General features: G+C 63.0%; 15 protein-coding genes. 7 read left to right on the forward strand and 8 right to left on the reverse strand.

Features of this window, described 5'->3' with window-relative positions:
• The first annotated feature begins 19 nt into the window (after positions 1-19).
• Both QM596_RS14945 and QM596_RS14950 read left to right on the forward strand, forming a co-directional pair.
• Positions 20-1,798, forward strand: a complete 1,779-nt coding sequence (locus QM596_RS14945) for a DEAD/DEAH box helicase (protein WP_446837470.1) — start codon at positions 20-22, stop codon at positions 1,796-1,798.
• On the forward strand, positions 1,798-2,373 hold the full coding sequence (locus QM596_RS14950) for a swim zn-finger (protein ID WP_019747655.1): 576 nt from the start codon (positions 1,798-1,800) through the stop codon (positions 2,371-2,373). The genes QM596_RS14945 and QM596_RS14950 overlap by 1 nt, the downstream gene beginning before the upstream one ends.
• 5 nt (positions 2,374-2,378) lie before the next feature.
• Here QM596_RS14950 and QM596_RS14955 read toward each other — a convergent pair whose 3' ends face one another.
• Both QM596_RS14955 and QM596_RS14960 read right to left on the reverse strand, forming a co-directional pair.
• Positions 2,379-2,663, reverse strand: coding sequence for a DUF3017 domain-containing protein (locus QM596_RS14955; protein WP_003940740.1), 285 nt, complete (start codon positions 2,661-2,663; stop codon positions 2,379-2,381).
• Positions 2,664-2,668: 5 nt separating this feature from the next.
• Entirely contained in the window at positions 2,669-3,526 is an 858-nt protein-coding gene (locus QM596_RS14960; RefSeq protein ID WP_007727401.1) for a bifunctional methylenetetrahydrofolate dehydrogenase/methenyltetrahydrofolate cyclohydrolase, read from the reverse strand.
• 64 nt (positions 3,527-3,590) lie between these two features.
• Here QM596_RS14960 and QM596_RS14965 point away from each other — a divergent pair, with 64 nt between their 5' ends.
• Both QM596_RS14965 and QM596_RS14970 read left to right on the forward strand, forming a co-directional pair.
• Complete coding sequence (locus QM596_RS14965) at positions 3,591-4,070, forward strand: GNAT family N-acetyltransferase (RefSeq protein ID WP_019747653.1); 480 nt, start codon at positions 3,591-3,593, stop codon at positions 4,068-4,070.
• Positions 4,071-4,101: 31 nt separating this feature from the next.
• Complete coding sequence (locus QM596_RS14970) at positions 4,102-4,377, forward strand: DUF1905 domain-containing protein (RefSeq protein ID WP_020969121.1); 276 nt, start codon at positions 4,102-4,104, stop codon at positions 4,375-4,377.
• A 6-nt stretch (positions 4,378-4,383) separates the two neighbouring features.
• Here QM596_RS14970 and QM596_RS14975 read toward each other — a convergent pair whose 3' ends face one another.
• Both QM596_RS14975 and QM596_RS14980 read right to left on the reverse strand, forming a co-directional pair.
• Positions 4,384-5,004 (reverse strand): pentapeptide repeat-containing protein, encoded by a 621-nt coding sequence (locus QM596_RS14975; protein ID WP_003940770.1) that lies wholly within the window; start codon positions 5,002-5,004, stop codon positions 4,384-4,386.
• A 33-nt stretch (positions 5,005-5,037) separates the two neighbouring features.
• A complete protein-coding gene (locus QM596_RS14980) occupies positions 5,038-5,718 on the reverse strand; it encodes an excalibur calcium-binding domain-containing protein (protein ID WP_020969120.1) in 681 nt (226 codons plus the stop codon).
• Positions 5,719-5,854: 136 nt separating this feature from the next.
• Between QM596_RS14980 and QM596_RS14985 the strand changes: the two genes are divergently transcribed.
• The gene (locus QM596_RS14985) at positions 5,855-6,319 is read left to right on the forward strand and encodes a tRNA (cytidine(34)-2'-O)-methyltransferase (RefSeq protein ID WP_019747649.1); all 465 of its coding nucleotides are present in this window, start codon (positions 5,855-5,857) and stop codon (positions 6,317-6,319) included.
• A 6-nt stretch (positions 6,320-6,325) separates the two neighbouring features.
• Here QM596_RS14985 and QM596_RS14990 read toward each other — a convergent pair whose 3' ends face one another.
• The 3 genes from QM596_RS14990 to QM596_RS15000 all read right to left on the reverse strand — a co-directional run bounded on the left by QM596_RS14990 (position 6,326) and on the right by QM596_RS15000 (position 12,073).
• Positions 6,326-10,510, reverse strand: coding sequence for a bifunctional nitrate reductase/sulfite reductase flavoprotein subunit alpha (locus QM596_RS14990; RefSeq protein WP_283309257.1), 4,185 nt, complete (start codon positions 10,508-10,510; stop codon positions 6,326-6,328).
• A 180-nt stretch (positions 10,511-10,690) separates the two neighbouring features.
• Positions 10,691-10,903: a hypothetical protein gene (locus tag QM596_RS14995; protein WP_080909699.1), complete on the reverse strand. Its 213-nt coding sequence runs from the start codon at positions 10,901-10,903 to the stop codon at positions 10,691-10,693.
• 6 nt (positions 10,904-10,909) lie between these two features.
• Entirely contained in the window at positions 10,910-12,073 is a 1,164-nt protein-coding gene (locus tag QM596_RS15000) for an FAD-dependent oxidoreductase (RefSeq protein WP_283309258.1), read from the reverse strand.
• A gap of 75 nt (positions 12,074-12,148) precedes the next feature.
• On the opposite strand from QM596_RS15000, the gene QM596_RS15005 reads away from it, so the two are divergent.
• Positions 12,149-12,829 carry a TetR/AcrR family transcriptional regulator gene (locus QM596_RS15005; RefSeq protein ID WP_031330947.1) on the forward strand — a complete coding sequence of 227 codons (681 nt, stop codon included), beginning with the start codon at positions 12,149-12,151 and terminating at the stop codon, positions 12,827-12,829.
• A gap of 25 nt (positions 12,830-12,854) precedes the next feature.
• On the opposite strand, the gene QM596_RS15010 is transcribed toward QM596_RS15005, so the two are convergent.
• Positions 12,855-13,766: a LysR family transcriptional regulator gene (locus QM596_RS15010; protein ID WP_283309259.1), complete on the reverse strand. Its 912-nt coding sequence runs from the start codon at positions 13,764-13,766 to the stop codon at positions 12,855-12,857.
• A gap of 90 nt (positions 13,767-13,856) precedes the next feature.
• Here QM596_RS15010 and QM596_RS15015 point away from each other — a divergent pair, with 90 nt between their 5' ends.
• The gene (locus QM596_RS15015) at positions 13,857-14,942 is read left to right on the forward strand and encodes a TDT family transporter (RefSeq protein ID WP_153213034.1); all 1,086 of its coding nucleotides are present in this window, start codon (positions 13,857-13,859) and stop codon (positions 14,940-14,942) included.
• Positions 14,943-14,954: the final 12 nt, after the last annotated feature.

Below are 14,954 nucleotides of genomic sequence, written 5' to 3' on the forward strand. Positions count from 1 at the left end.
TACGTACATTCCCGAGCACATGTCCTTTGCGTTCTGGGGTGATACAGACCCGGCAGCGCGACTGTCGGTGCTGGGGATGCCGACCGGGTCGCCTGGCACCTGCCGGCTGGCGATCCCGGTCGACGAGTCGATCACAGCGACCGACGTCGCAGCGCAACTGCTCGACCTCGCCACCGCGATCGACGCCTTGCACACCCTCGATGCACGTCGCGACGACCTCGGACCGTCGTTGCTCGCATGGAAGCGCGTCATCGACACCGGCGCACATGACATTCCGACTGCAGCGCATGCCGCGATCGAGCGCGACGACACGAGAATCAGAAGCGCCCGGTCCACGGTGCGGTTGTTCACGGATGCGCGCGCAGCCGTGGAGAGTCTTCGCCGAGCAAAGATTCAGGCGACATTGCGCCCGTATCAAGTGCACGGAGTTGCCTGGCTGACTGCACTGTCGGGTTCGGGCGGTGGAATCCTCGCCGACGAGATGGGTTTGGGCAAGACACTGCAAGCGATTTCGATGATCGCGATCCGCGCCGACGACGGTCCACATCTGGTTGTGTGTCCCACCTCGGTGATAGGAAACTGGCGCCGCGAGATCGAGCGATTCGCTCCGCATCTGCCACTGCACGTTCATCACGGGACCGCTCGCGCACTTCCCACTCGTGTTCCTGCCGGCACCACGGTGCTGACCAGCTACAGCGTCTTGCGTTCCGACGCAGACCAATTGGCCCCGATCCATTGGAGTTCAGTGGTCTTCGACGAGGCACAGCAGATCAAGAACCCCTCATCCCTGGCAGCGAAGGCCGCAATGCAGTTGTCGGCCGACGTCAAGGTAGCGATGACCGGCACGCCGGTGGAGAACCGCCTCGAAGAATTGTGGTCGCTCTTTCGCGTCGCAAATCCTGAAGTCCTCGGAACTCGCGCACGGTTTCGCCAACGCTTTGCCGTACCGATCGAATCCGGTCGATCGGCCACCGCGGCGACCAGGCTTGCCGCGGTCATCGATCCGTTCATTCTGCGCAGAACCAAAGACACAGTGGCCAAGGATCTTCCGCCCAAGCAATTTTCCACCGTCTCGTGCACTCTGACGTCGGAACAGGCGCGCATCTATCGGTCGGCAGTTGCAGATGCTTTCGACACCGGTTTGGGTACGGGAATTGCCCGGCGCGGCAACATCCTTGCGCTGCTGACCACCCTCAAGCAGGTATGCAATCATCCGGCGCAGGTCACCGGCGATACGGACGACCTCTACGGAAGATCCGGAAAGCTCGACCGCGCAACGGAAATGATTGCCGAGATCGTCGACGACGGCGATCGCGCGCTGATATTCACGCAATACCGGACGATGGGCGAGATGCTCTCACGGCACCTGGGCTCCGAGTTGGGAATCGGCGCAATCCCCTTCCTTCACGGCGGCCTGAACACCGACAAGCGCGACGCGATGGTCGACGCGTTCCAGAACGACACGGATTCACCACCGGTTCTGATTCTGAGCTTGCGCGCCGCCGGCTTCGGCCTCAACCTCACGCGCGCAAGTCACGTCGTGCACTACGACCGGTGGTGGAACCCAGCCGTCGAGGACCAAGCAACCGACCGGGCACACCGCATCGGCCAGAAGCGCACCGTCAACGTCCACACTTTGGTGACGGGCGGTACCGTCGAGGATCACATCGCAGCGATGCACGAGTCCAAACGAGCTGTGGCCGATGCTGTTTCCGGGAACGTCGAGGCCGCCCTGGCCGATCTACCCGACACCGAACTGCGTGAACTCCTCGAACTCGACGGCGCGGTGATCATCTGATGGCCAACGAATTCGGTGTCACCGCTTGGGGTCGAGCATGGCTGCGCACAGTGGAGCGGACCGCGGCATCCGGTCCGAACCCGTCCCTGCCGACGGCTCGTACCCTCGCACGCAACGGTTCCGTGGAGTTCACCGTGGTCTCATCGGGGACCGTCGTCGCGGAGGTGAGCACCAAAGCAAAAACCTCGTCGGTGACAATTTGTGTCCCGCTCTGGACCAAATCCGAAATCGCCGCAGTGAAGAGCCTTCTCCGTTCGGCTGGAAAGGCCAACAGATCCGTCTCCACCGGCGAACTGCCGGACAGCATCGTCACCGAACTTCAGGCTCGAAATATTGCAGTAGCCGTTGATCTTTCGGAGTGCACTGCCAGCTGCGACTGCTCAGGTCGACGCTCGCCGTGCGTTCACCATCTCGCCGCGATCTACGCCCTGGCCGGGCGAATCGACGAGGAACCTGCACTTGCGGTGACGCTGCGAAGTGCACCGGTCAAGGCTGGAAAGAAGTCGACATCCACAGATTCACCGGAGTGGATCCCCTTGAGTGACATCGACATTCGCTCGTTCTACGGGGACTGATCTTCTCAGTCGGTGCCGAGCGGATCGATGGTCAGGGCGAGCGTCGCGATCAACACACCCATCACACCCATCGCCGCAGTGTCGAAGACCCTTCCGCGCACGGCGAGCAACCCCACACGATTCTCGGGAACGAACCACCGAGCGGCAGCTCCGATGATGACGGCAACACCGAAGACGAGGGCGCCGCGACGCCACCGGTCGGCCAGCACGAGAACCACGGCCGCCGCGATCACGGCGAGGACCGCGAGCATGGGCAGATTCTTCTTCGCGAGGCCGACCAGTGAGGACATCGGACTCAGACTCCGGCCAGAACCCGCTCGGCGCGCTCGACCACGTTGGTGATCAGGAACGCGCGGGTCAGCGGTCCGACACCACCGGGATTGGGTGAGACGAAGCCGGCGACCTCGTTCACGTCGGCTGCCACGTCGCCGCGCAGGCCGTCGTCGGTGCGACTGACGCCGACGTCGAGGACCGCTGCTCCGGGCTTGACCATGTCTGCGGTGATGAGGCCGGGAACGCCGGCGGCAGCGACGATGATGTCGGCGCGGCGAACCTCGGCCGCGAGATCGCGGGTACCGGTGTGGCAGAGCGTGACCGTCGCGTTCTCGCTACGACGCGTCAGCAGCAATCCGATCGGACGACCGACCGTGACGCCGCGTCCGACAACCACCACGTGTGCACCGGCAATCGGGACCTCGTAGCGACGCAGAAGGTGGAGGATTCCACGTGGGGTGCACGGCAGCGGGGCTTCCTTGCCCAACACCAGTCGACCGAGGTTGACCGGATGCAAGCCGTCGGCATCCTTGTCGGGGTCGATACGCTCGAGGGCCGCGTTCTCGTCGAGGTGCTTGGGGAGCGGCAACTGCACGATGTAGCCGGTGCACTCGGGATTGGCATTGAGCTCGTCGATCGTCGCGTTGAGCTGTTCCTGCGTGATGTCGGCAGGCAGGTCGCGTCGCAAAGAATTGATACCGACCTTGGCGCAGTCGTTGTGCTTGCCGCGCACGTAAGCCGCGGATCCCGGGTCGTCGCCCACCAGGATGGTGCCCAAGCCGGGTGTGATGCCCTCTGCCTTCAGAGCGCTCACCCGCACCTTCAGGTCTTCGAAGATTTCGTCGCGGGTAGCTTTGCCGTCGAGGATCGTTGCAGTCACGGCGACCATTGTTCCAGGTTAGGGTCGATGAGTGACAACGGCTCCGGAACTACGCGGCCCGAGGGTGCTCCTCTCCCCCGTCGCGCCCGATCATCACGCCCGTCTGCGGGCAATTCACCTGCACCCGGACGTCGTGCAATGGTGGCAAAATCCCGACGACGACTGGCCTGCAGCGCCGGAGGCCGGCACCACGCGCTACAGCATCTTCTACGGCGACCACCTGATCGGCTTCATCCAGTGGTATGAGGCGGAGGACAATCCCGACTTCCGCCACGCCGGGCTCGACTTGTTCCTCGATCCCGACTTTCACAGCCAAGGGTTCGGTCGCGAATCGATTCGGGTGCTGTGTGCCCACCTGATCGACGACCTCGCATTCCACCGTCTGGTCATCGACCCGGAAGTCGACAACTCCGTCGCCATCGCTTGCTACCGATCGGTGGGGTTCAAAGACGTCGGGGTGATGCGCGAGTACTCGCGAGATCGCCATGGTGTGTGGAAGGACGGACTGCTGATGGATCTGCTCGCACGGGAATTCATCCGCTGATCACAAGGTACGACCCGAAGGGACAGTCATCATGTTGCTGGACAAGGAATTCACGGCCACCTTGCAGAAGAGTGACGCCAAGGGTGGGTGGACCTACGTGATCTGGCCGGAGTCCGCCGAGTTCTTCGGCACCCGCGGCCTGGTCAAGGTACGCGGGACGATCGACGGACATCCGTTCCAGAGTTCGTTCATGGCGCTGGGAGACGGCAACCACAAGCTGCCGGTCAAAGCCGATCTTCGCAAAGCCATCGGCAAGGAGACCGGCGAGATGGTGACAGTGCGCCTCGAGGAGCGCGTGGAGAGCTAGGCGCCTCTACTTCATGTCTACGACAAGACCGTGCGCCGACGCATAAGCCACCGCCTGCATCAACTCGATCTGCGCGTTTCCGACGGATGCGGACGTCCACAGGCTCGGATCGATCCGCGCGCCGCGCAGATCTGCACCTTCGAGTTTGAGTCCACCCGTACGAGCACCGGACAGATCCGCCGACGCCAGGACCGCGCCCCGCATGTCGGCCCGAACCAGGTTCGCTTCACGGAATCGGCATGAGGTGAAGTCGATCTTCCTCAGGTCCGCCCCACCGAGTGAGGTCAACGAGAAGTCGACTTCGTCGAGCGTCAACGGCCGGATACGGCAACCGTCGAACGTCGACCCGAGCAGACTGCAGTTTCGGAACGTGCTGTGCCACAGGCTGGTCCGAGCAAAATTGCAGGAGCGAAACGCCGTTCCCGTGTGCACGGACTCCCCCAGATCGGTGCCGGTGAAGTCACAATCCGTGAACACCACCGACTCCGTCGTGAGTCCGGTGAGGTCGGCGTCTCGAAAATTGCAATTGGTGAAAGTGCGCTGACGCCACTTCTGCCCGGCCAGCCGCGCGTCTGAATAGTCTTCGCCGACGACGTCGTCGGATTCTTCGGGGAGCATGCCGTCCATACTGCCCCGCGGCACCGACACCGCTTCGATCGCCTAGGTCTCGCAGGCCACGCCGTCACCGTCACGATCAAGCTTGGACGAATAGCCGGGATCGCCGCGGTAGATCGGGGCAGCACCAGCCGCTCGCACCGCTGAGCAGTTGGCGTAATACACCCCTGCATCAGGCACCTTTGCCGGCGGCGGAACGTACGCGGGTTCCGTTGTCTTCGGCGGGGTGTACGCCGGGGCGGGCGGAACGTACGGCGTAGTCGTGGTTACCGGAACCTGCGGAACCAGCGGCACGATTGCCACGGTTGTCGTCGTTGGTGGCGGCACGATCGTTGTCGTCGTCGGCAAGAGGGACGAAGTCGTGGTCTTCGTCGTCGACGGGACCGTGCTTTTGGTTGTCGTCGCCGCCGCTGTCGTGGAAGAGGTCACAGCAGGCGTCGTTGATTCTTCCGACTTGCCTGCGCCCGTCGCCGCGGCGATGGCAACCAGCCCCACGACTGCTGCGCCGGCGATCCACGGCCACTTACGCCGCGTCTTGCCTTCCTCGGCGTTTGCGTCCGGCACCGGCGATCCGGGAGCACCGAAGACCTGGGTGGGAGTGCCGAAGGCTTGAGTGGGTGCGTCGACGCCCTTGGGCCGTGTCTGTGCAGTCCACTGCTGACCGTCCCAGTAACGGTCGATCGTGGGGTCGAAGGGGTCGGGGTTCCAACCGGCGGGAGGGTTCATCAAAATGTCCGTTCTGCGAAGAGTGCCGGAAATAGATTCGCACGGACTGGCCGGTTTGTTACCAATTCGCCCACACTTCCCGACCGGTCTTCTCACGGACGCGGGCACCGATACGACGCCCGGTACAGTTCCTCGAGTGTTCCGAGTGATGTTCCACGAGCCCCGCATCCCACCCAACACCGGAAACGCGATCCGCATGGTCGCGGGCACCGGTTGCGAACTCCACCTGGTCGGGCCTCTCGGGTTCGACTTGTCGGAGCCGAAACTCAAGCGCGCAGGCTTGGATTACCACGATCTGGCGACTGTCACGGTCCACGAGAACCTTGCTGCGGCGTGGGAAGCCGTCACGCCCGCGCGCGTGTTCGCCTTCACCGCGCACGCGACCACGTCCTATGCCGATATCGCCTACCAACCCGGCGACGTCCTGCTGTTCGGGCCCGAGCCCACCGGACTGTCCGAAGAGGTATTGGCGGACGAACACATCACCGAGCGCCTGCGTATCCCGATGCTTCCCGGACGCCGGTCCCTCAACCTGTCCAACGCTGCCGCCCTCGTGACGTACGAGGCGTGGCGTCAGCACGGGTTCAAGGGCGCCGTCTGATCGACGTCAGTAGACGTCTCGGACGTACCGCTTCTCGGCCGAGAGTGCCTTCACGTACGCCTCCGCACTACGAGGTGCCAGTTTTCCGTGTTGAGCGACCACCCCGTTGAGGGCACTGTCGACGTCCTTGGCCATCCGGTTGGCATCGCCGCAGACGTAGAAGTGGGCGCCCTTCTGCAACCACTCCCACAGCAGCGCACCGCGCTCACGCATCCGGTCCTGCACGTAGACCTTGTCGGCTTGATCCCGGGAAAATGCGAGGTCGAGTTCGGTGAGGAATCCGTCTTTCCGCAATTCTTCGATTTCTTCGCGGTAGTAGAAGTCGGTCGCGGCGTGCTGTTCCCCGAAGAACAGCCAGTTCGGGCCCGTGTGCCCCAATGCCCGACGCTCATGCAGGAAAGCACGGAACGGCGCGATGCCGGTTCCCGGACCGACCATGATCATCGGGGTTTCGGGATCGGACGGTGGCCGGAAATGGGTCGACTTCTGCACGAAGATGCCGATGTCATCATCGTGGGCGTGGTCTGCGAGGTAGGTCGAGCACACCCCACGCCGTGGGACACCCGCGACGTTGTAGCGCACCGCGGACACCGTCAGCTGCACTTCGCGTGGGTTCTCCTTCGGACTGGAAGATATCGAATACAGCCGCGGCTGAAGCGGTTTGAGGAGGGAGAGCCATTCGTCCGTCGAGGCACGAACGGGTGACTGCGCAAGTACGTCGACGGACTGTCGTCCCCACGACCAGTCTTTGAGCGTGGAGATGTTCTCCGGCTTCATCAACTCGGCGAGGTCCGCGTCGCGAGTTCGTTGATGCACGAACCGAATCATCTCGCTCGAGATTCGAGTGATCTCCAGGCGTTCGGTGAGCGCGGCACGCAGGGTCATATCGCCGTACTGCCCCAGTTCGACGACCTCCTCACCGTCGAGGCCGGTGAGGGTGAGCCACTCGTCGACAAACGGAGAGCTGTTTCGGGGCCAGACTCCGAGAGCGTCGCCAGCTTCGTAACTGACCGTGTCGCCTGGAAGGTGAAAGCCCAACTGCCGCACGTCTTTGGAAGAGCCTGGCCGGTTGAGCACGACATTGCGCGTCAAGGCTGTGGTCAGCGGCGCCTTCTTGTTGTACTGCAGCGGCGCCGACATCGCCGGTGAAATCGGCGTGGCCGCAACGGTTGTCCCAGAATTCTTCTTTGCAACGACGACGTCGGCCGTCTCACCAGCCGCCGAGCGCTGAAGTTCAGCCGTGACAGAGTCCAGCCAACCAGCAGCGGTGTCCTCGAAATCGGGCTCGCAGTCGGCGCGATCGACGATACGACTGGCCCCCAGTTCACCAAGGCGGGCGTCAAGCTTTCGTCCATGCCCACAGAAGTCGTCATAGTTCGAGTCACCGAAAGCGATGACTGCATACCGTGTCTCGGCCATGCGGGGCGCCGTGTCAGCAGCCAACGCATCCCAGAAACCGCTGCCGTTGTCCGGGGATTCGCCGTCACCGGAGGTACTGGTGATCAACAGGACCTCTCGGGTGGCCGCCAGGTCGGCGGCCGGGAACTCGTCCATTGCATGCATCACCACGGGCAAGCCAACTTCCCCAAGGCGAGCAGCGCAGGCGGCGGCAAATTCTTCCGCGTTTCCGGTCTGCGATGCCCAGAGCACCACGATCGGCGCGCGTTCTGTCGCAATGCTCGGAGCCGAGGACAACGCGGGCCCGTCGGTGTCAGGGAGCGAGGTTCGCGAGTACAGGCCGGCCAATACCCCGTCGACCCACATCCGCTTTTCGGCATCGAACGGCGCCGTCGACGGCAACGTCGGTACCCCGGCAGTGCGATCAGCGTCCGCACGCAACGCGGCGAGAAGACCGGCCAGGTAGCTCTGCTGGAGCGCATCGAATACCACTGCAGGTGTTCCTGTTTGACCGATGACATCCGCGAGGACATCGGTTCGCGACAAAGCCCGATCAGCTGGCGCGGAAGCCACCAGCGGCGCCTCGGCGAGCACTGTTTCAGGTGTGTTCACGGCGACCTTCGTCATAGTGACAGCACAGGCTTTGAACTCCGGTTGCTGCGAGGCTGGATCGATGGCGTCGTTGGTGACAGCGTTGATGGACAGATATTCGCCGAAGGCGTCGTTCCAGTGAAATGGGGCAAAGCAGTTCCCCGGACGCACTCGGTCGGTGATGACGGCGGGAAGCACAGCGCGACCGCGGCGTGAGGCAACCTCGATCGCATCCTGGTCGACGACGCCGAGCCTGGCGGCGTCGTCGGGATGGATCTCGACGAAGGGACCTGGGTTGAGTTTGTTCAGCTTGGCGACCTTGCCCGTCTTGGTCATGGTGTGCCACTGGTGCGCGAGACGACCGGTGTTGAGCAGGAATGGATAGTCGTCGTCAGGCATTTCGGCGGGAAGCATGTGCGGCCGTGCGAAGAACATCGCACGGCCAGTGGCGGTGGGAAATGCGAGCCGCGGAGTGCTGCCGTCCTCGCGGATCAGGAGCCTTTGACTGACACCGTCATTGACGTATCGGATGGGATGACGGTCCTGATCACTGTCTGGCGGGCACGGCCACTGGATTGATGTCTTGCGGAGGCGCTCGTAGGTGACGCCGCGTAAGTCGTAGCCGGTCTTCGGATTCCAGAACTGCTTGATCTCTTCGAACACCTCTTCGGCACAGGTGTAGGTGAACGCCTCGACATACCCCATCTCGCAGGCGATCCGGGCGATGATCTGCCAATCAGGCAGCGCCTGCCCGACCGGATCCAACGCCTGCTGGAAGAGCGTCAGGTTGCGTTCGGAATTTATCATCACTCCGTCGGACTCTGTCCACAGTGACGCGGGCAGCAGAACATCGGCGTATTCGTTGGTCTCGGTGCCCAGGAACGCATCCTGGGTGATGACGAGGTCAGCCTTCTCCAAGCCGTCGATGACGGTCTTTCGGTTGGCTACCGTTGCAACGGGATTGGTGCAGATGATCCAGCATGCCTTGATGTCACCCGCCGCCATGCGGGAGAACATGTCGATGGTGCCACCGCCGATGTCGGTGCGCAGCGAGCCTTGCGGGATCCCCCACCTCTCCTCGACGAATTCGCGATCGGCGTCGACCATCACGGCGCGCTGGCCGGGCAAACCTGGACCCATGTAGCCCATTTCACGCCCACCCATGGCGTTCGGCTGCCCGGTCAGCGAGAACGGACCGCTGCCGGGCTTGCAGATCGCACCGGTCGCAAGGTGAAGGTTGCAGATGGCGTTGGTGTTCCACGTGCCGTGGGTGCTCTGGTTCAAACCCATTGTCCAACAGCTCATCCAGTTTGCAGCCTCACCGATCCACTGCGCTGCAGTGCGGATGTCGGCTTCGGGGATACCGGTGATCTCACTGATCTTCTCCGGGGTGTACTCCGCGAGGAAACTGGGCATCACCTCCCAGCCTTCGGTGAAGTCGGCGATGAAGTCAGGGTCGGTGTGGCCGTTCACGACGAGCAGGTGGAGTAGTCCGTTGAGTAGCGCGAGATCGGTGCCGGGAGCGATCTGCAGGAACAAGTTCGCCTTGTCGGCGGTGGCACTGCGTCGAGGGTCGACGACGATCAACTTCGCGCCTGCCTTGATCCGCTCCTGCATCCGCAGAAAGAGGATCGGATGGCAGTCAGCCATGTTCGCGCCGGTCACGAAGAACACGTCGGCGTGTTCGAAGTCCTGATAGGAACCGGGCGGTCCGTCGGCCCCGAGAGACTGTTTGTAGCCGGTGCCGGCACTCGCCATGCACAACCGGGAGTTCGATTCGATCTGATTGGTCCCGATGAATCCCTTGGCCAGCTTGTTCGACAAGTACTGGGCTTCGAGAGACATCTGCCCGGACACGTACAACGCAAATGCGTCGGGGCCGTGCTCGTCGATGATTGCCCGTAGACGCTGGGCGGTGTCCGTGATGACGGCGTCCATGTCCGCGGCTTCGATCGCATCCCCTCGGCGCGGACGGCGATATGCAGAGTCCATTCGCCCCGGACCTGCGAGCATGTCTGCGGTCGTGGTCCCTTTGGTGCACAGACGCCCGAAGTTGGTGGGATGTGTCTTCAGACCGGAAGACTTCGCAGCCTTCCGGCGTCCCGTCTCCGGATCGGTGATGATGTCGAGGACAAGACCACAGCCGACCCCGCAGTACGCGCAGAGTGTGTCGACACTGGTGGTGGTGAGTTGAGCGCCCATCGATTCATACATCCCTTCGACCGAGGATCAAGGTCGACTTCTATCTTCGAATGCAGTTGTTTCGGGAGTTCATGCTCGATGTTGCGTATCAATCACTCTTTCCTCACCGCGCCCTTCGGACCGATGTGCGGTCCCGGAACCGGCGGTCGTCGACGGGCAGCGATACGCGAATGCCCAGTTCTACGCCCTGCCGCCGAATCGAGCAATGTAGTGCCAGACCTTTTTGACGTCCTGCGGATCGAAGGACGCGCTCCGTGCGAGCCCCAGTACGGCAGGCGTCAGTCGCCTGCCGCGGGCAATTTCTCGGGCAAGGTCGACGACGGTCGCTCCCCGGTATTCGGGATGTTCGGCTATCTCTTCGACATCGACCGCGTAACCGTCGTGCCACAGCACTGCCCATTATCCGGATACGGAAGCAGCGCCGGTGAAGAAGTCGACCAGTGAATACGGTGCGCCTTCACCGAGGCAGAGATCAAGGATCACGTGCGAGTCAGCGGCCTCGGATGCACTGCGCACGAACATCGCTTCCTCGTAGCCGCTCAGTGCCGCTTCGATGTCGTCCGGGTGCGCGGCGATCGCCCTTCCCAGTTCGGCGCCGTCGAACATGGCCAAGTTCGCACCCTCACCGGACGGAGCCATCAGATGTGCCGCGTCACCGAGGAGCGTGACCCCAGGCACGCGATCCCATCGGTGCTCGTCGGGAAGTGCATGGATCGCGCGCGGAATCGGAGCGGTTTCGCCGTCTGTGATCAGCGCAGTGAGTTCCGTTGCCCAACCGTCGAACTCGGCCGCGACCCGCGCTGTCGCAGCAGCGACGTCGGTGAAATCGATACCGGCAAACCACTCCGCCGTACGGTTCAGCTGGACGTAGGTGTGCACGATGTCCCCCGCCTCTCGATGCGCGGCGATCGCTTTTCCTGGTGCGGGCGCGTACATCGCCCCGTCACCGACTGCCTCGGCTGCAGCCGAATGCTTCTCGTCGACGTCGTACAGATACGTCTCGACGAACGTCGTGCCGACGTATTCGGGCTTCGCATCGGAGAGCAACGGGCGGATCTTCGACCAGGCACCATCGGCGCCGACGAGGAGGTCGGTAGTCACCGTCGAACCGTCGGCAAAGGTCAGTTCGTGTCGGCCGTCGGCGCGCTCGTCGGCTGTGTTCCGTGAGCCGAGCGAGCGGACACTGTCGACCTTGCGCCCCCATTCGATCGTGCCGTCCGGAAGGGATTCGAGCAGGATCCGTCGGAGGTCTCCGCGCAGCACTTCAGGACGGACTCCCGTGCCGTCATCGGGTTCGTCGAGGAGTACAGCGGCGTATTGATCGAGTACGCGCGACGCGGCACCGCCCTCGTGGATGATCGCGCGGAACTCGTCGATGAGGCCGGCAGCGTCGAGCGCCGCCTGACCGTTGTGTTCATGGATGTCGAGTTGGCCGCCCTGCGTGCGAGCTTCTGCCGACGGTTCCGCCTCGTAGATCTTCGACGGAATTCCGTGAACGTGGAGGACGCGCGCGAGGGTCAGACCGCCGAGGCCCGCCCCGATGATCGTTATCGAGTTGCTCATGGTTGTTTCCTTTCAGGCTTCTATTGGAACGTCGTTCCAGTGACCATCTTGGAACGGCGTTCCAGATATGTCAAGATGGTGCGCATGGCGACCAGGAATCAGCGGACCGAACGACGTACGGACGCGCTCTCGAAGGAGCGAATCGTCGAGGCTGCGATCGAGATCCTCGACGACGAGGGCGAAACTGCGCTGACATTTCGCGCACTCTCCGCACGCCTGGCAACAGGAAGCGGGGCGATTTACTGGCACGTCGCCAACAAGAGCGAACTGCTCGCCGCGGCGACCGACGACGTCATCGCCCGCGTGACCACCGAAGGAACCGAAAGCGCAACCCCACGTGAGGCGATCCGGATCATCACTCTCGGTGTGTTCGATGCGATCGACGCGCACCCGTGGGTCGGCACCCAACTCTCTCGCGAGCCGTGGCAATCAGCGGTGATGCAGATCTTCGAAAGTCTGGGAGGGCAACTCCAAGCACTCGGCGTTCCCCAACCGGCACAGTTCGATTGTGCGTCCGCACTCCTGAACTACGTGCTCGGCCTCGCCGGACAGTATGCCGCGGGTGCCCGCCTCCTCCCCCGCGAGACAGATCGGTCCGCCTTCCTCGCCACCGTCGCGCAGCGGTGGGAAGAACTCGATTCCGCGAAGTACCCGTTCCTCAATCAGGTGACGGCGCAATTGCGCGACCACGACGACCGAGAACAGTTTCTGGCAGGCATCGATCTCATCCTCGCGGGGATCGACACCGTCCGATAGCAGCCGTTCCCGTCAGCCGCAGCCGTCAACGCGAATGAACAGCAGTATTCGAGCCGAGCGCTATGTCGAGGAAATCTCTTGCCGCACCGCGCAATCCGCGATCGGGATCCCAGACGGCTTGGAGTCGCCTCGGCATCCGCAAGCCGTCGACGTTGACCGCGACCAGTCGGCCGTCCGTCAGGTCGGCAGCAACGGCCAACGACGACAGAACGGCGGGCGCGTTGCCTGCCACCACCGCAGCCTTGACTGCGGTGCACGAGGTGAGCTCGAGCAACGGCGGCACACAATCGGGAACAGCATTCTCGAGCGTCAGACGCGTCCCTGACCCTGACTCGCGCTGAATCAGCGGCGTGCGTGCGAGGTCCGCAACCGGAACAGGCACACCATTGGCCCAGCCGTGTCCCGGCGGCACAACCACGACGAGGTGATCACGCGCTACCTCGCACGACGCGAGCGCCGACGGCACATCCGGACCTTCGACGAATCCGATATCGGCCTGGCCTGCCTGCACTTGAGCAGAGACATCCGAGGAATTGTGCAAGCTCACCGACGCCACGACGTTGGGGAACTTGTGCCGCATCGCGACCGTCCATCCGGGAACCAGATACTCGGCGATGGTCATGCTGGCGGCAACTGTGACGGCAGCGTCGCGTTCACCGCGAAGTGCGGCAACTCCCGATGCCATTTCCTCGGCACTGACGAGGATGTGACTTGCCCACTCGAGAATCAGACCGCCCTCGGCGGTGGGACGAACACCGGTCGCCGCTCGATCGAAAACCTTGATTCCGAGCTGCCGTTCGACCGAACGCACCCGGGCGCTGACCGCTTGCTGACTGAGTCCGTGCTCCCGGCCGGCAGCACCCATGCTGCCTAGACGCCCTACGGAAAGCAGGACGTCGAGGGCACTGAGTTCCGGCACCCGAGGAGACAACGACATAGACCAAGATTAGACCCACAAGGCGAGTTTGTGGGCATTCAAGGACAACCGGTCTACCGGTACGAACCGGATGAGACGACAGTGAAATACATGACCACCACAACGAGTCCCACCTTCGCCCACATCACCCCGAACTGGTTCGCGGCAGCGATGGGAACGGGAATCGTCTCGGTGGCCGCCGCTTCGCTCGAACCGGAGATCGAAGGCTTGAAGCTGGTCTCGGAAATCTTCTGGGTTCTGGCAGTTCTCGTACTGTGCGCCTTGATCGGCGCATTTGCCACCCATTGGTCACAACATCGATGTCAGGCCCTCGCCTACCTGCACAGCCCCGCGATGTTCCCGTTCTACGGAGCCGTCGCCATGGCCCTGCTGACCGTGGGATCGGCAACCGGCATCACCGGGCCGGACTTCCTCGGCCACGACGTGGCGATCACCGTCTCGCTGACTCTGTGGATACTCGGCACGGCACTCGGCCTGGTCACCTACGTCGTGATGATGATTCGTCTCGTTCGAGATGCTGGGATGGCGACGGCAATGCCCTTCTGGCTCATGCCCGTCGTACCTCCGATGGTCTCGGCCACCACCGGCGCAGCGGTCAGCACCCACATGCCCGAAGGCGCTCCGCGCATCGCGGTACTGATCTTCTGCTACATCCTGTTCGCTCTGGCACTGACCGCCGCTATCGGCATTCTGATAGCCGTCGCAAGGCAGTTCGCACGCAACCGCTCGGCCGGCATCGACGTGATCCCGTTCAATGCCATTCCCTCGCTGTGGATTCCGTTGGGCGTGATCGGACAGTCGATCGCAGCATCCAACCTGTTGGCCGCCGCCTCACGGCATGCACTCAGTACCGAGCACGCCGACACCCTGCACGAATTCGGAATCGCATACGGAACCGTCGTCGGAATCATCGGCGTCATCGCATTTGTCACCGTCACCACCGTGACCATCCACGCACTGCGCCGCGGCTTGGACTTCTCGCTCGGTTGGTGGAGCTTTACCTTCCCCATCGGAGCATGTGCAGTCGGAGCGAATGCCTTCGGAGTCGCTACCGGTTCGACGCTGATTCTGGGAATCGCACTTGCCCTGCTGACCGTGCTGATCCCCATCTGGGCAACCGTCGCGGTGCGGACCGTCCGATCGATCCGCAGTGGAGCTCTCCCCGCGGCTGCATGAATTCGCACCGAT

The organism is Rhodococcus sp. IEGM 1406, assembly GCF_030056745.1.
Lineage (GTDB): Bacteria > Actinomycetota > Actinomycetes > Mycobacteriales > Mycobacteriaceae > Rhodococcus_F > Rhodococcus_F erythropolis.

Excerpts from the sequence above, each read along its gene's own strand:
- QM596_RS14945 (WP_446837470.1), top strand. The coding sequence starts at position 20 with ATGTCCTTTGCGTTCTGGGGTGATACAGACCCGGCAGCGCGACTGTCG.
- QM596_RS14950 (WP_019747655.1), top strand. The coding sequence starts at position 1,798 with ATGGCCAACGAATTCGGTGTCACCGCTTGGGGTCGAGCATGGCTGCGC.
- QM596_RS14955 (WP_003940740.1), bottom strand. The coding sequence starts at position 2,663 with ATGTCCTCACTGGTCGGCCTCGCGAAGAAGAATCTGCCCATGCTCGCG.
- QM596_RS14970 (WP_020969121.1), top strand. The coding sequence starts at position 4,102 with ATGTTGCTGGACAAGGAATTCACGGCCACCTTGCAGAAGAGTGACGCC.
- QM596_RS14975 (WP_003940770.1), bottom strand. The coding sequence starts at position 5,004 with ATGGACGGCATGCTCCCCGAAGAATCCGACGACGTCGTCGGCGAAGAC.
- QM596_RS14980 (WP_020969120.1), bottom strand. The coding sequence starts at position 5,718 with ATGAACCCTCCCGCCGGTTGGAACCCCGACCCCTTCGACCCCACGATC.
- QM596_RS14990 (WP_283309257.1), bottom strand. The coding sequence starts at position 10,510 with ATGGGCGCTCAACTCACCACCACCAGTGTCGACACACTCTGCGCGTAC.
- QM596_RS15000 (WP_283309258.1), bottom strand. The coding sequence starts at position 12,073 with ATGAGCAACTCGATAACGATCATCGGGGCGGGCCTCGGCGGTCTGACC.
- QM596_RS15005 (WP_031330947.1), top strand. The coding sequence starts at position 12,149 with ATGGTGCGCATGGCGACCAGGAATCAGCGGACCGAACGACGTACGGAC.
- QM596_RS15010 (WP_283309259.1), bottom strand. The coding sequence starts at position 13,766 with ATGTCGTTGTCTCCTCGGGTGCCGGAACTCAGTGCCCTCGACGTCCTG.
- QM596_RS15015 (WP_153213034.1), top strand. The coding sequence starts at position 13,857 with ATGACCACCACAACGAGTCCCACCTTCGCCCACATCACCCCGAACTGG.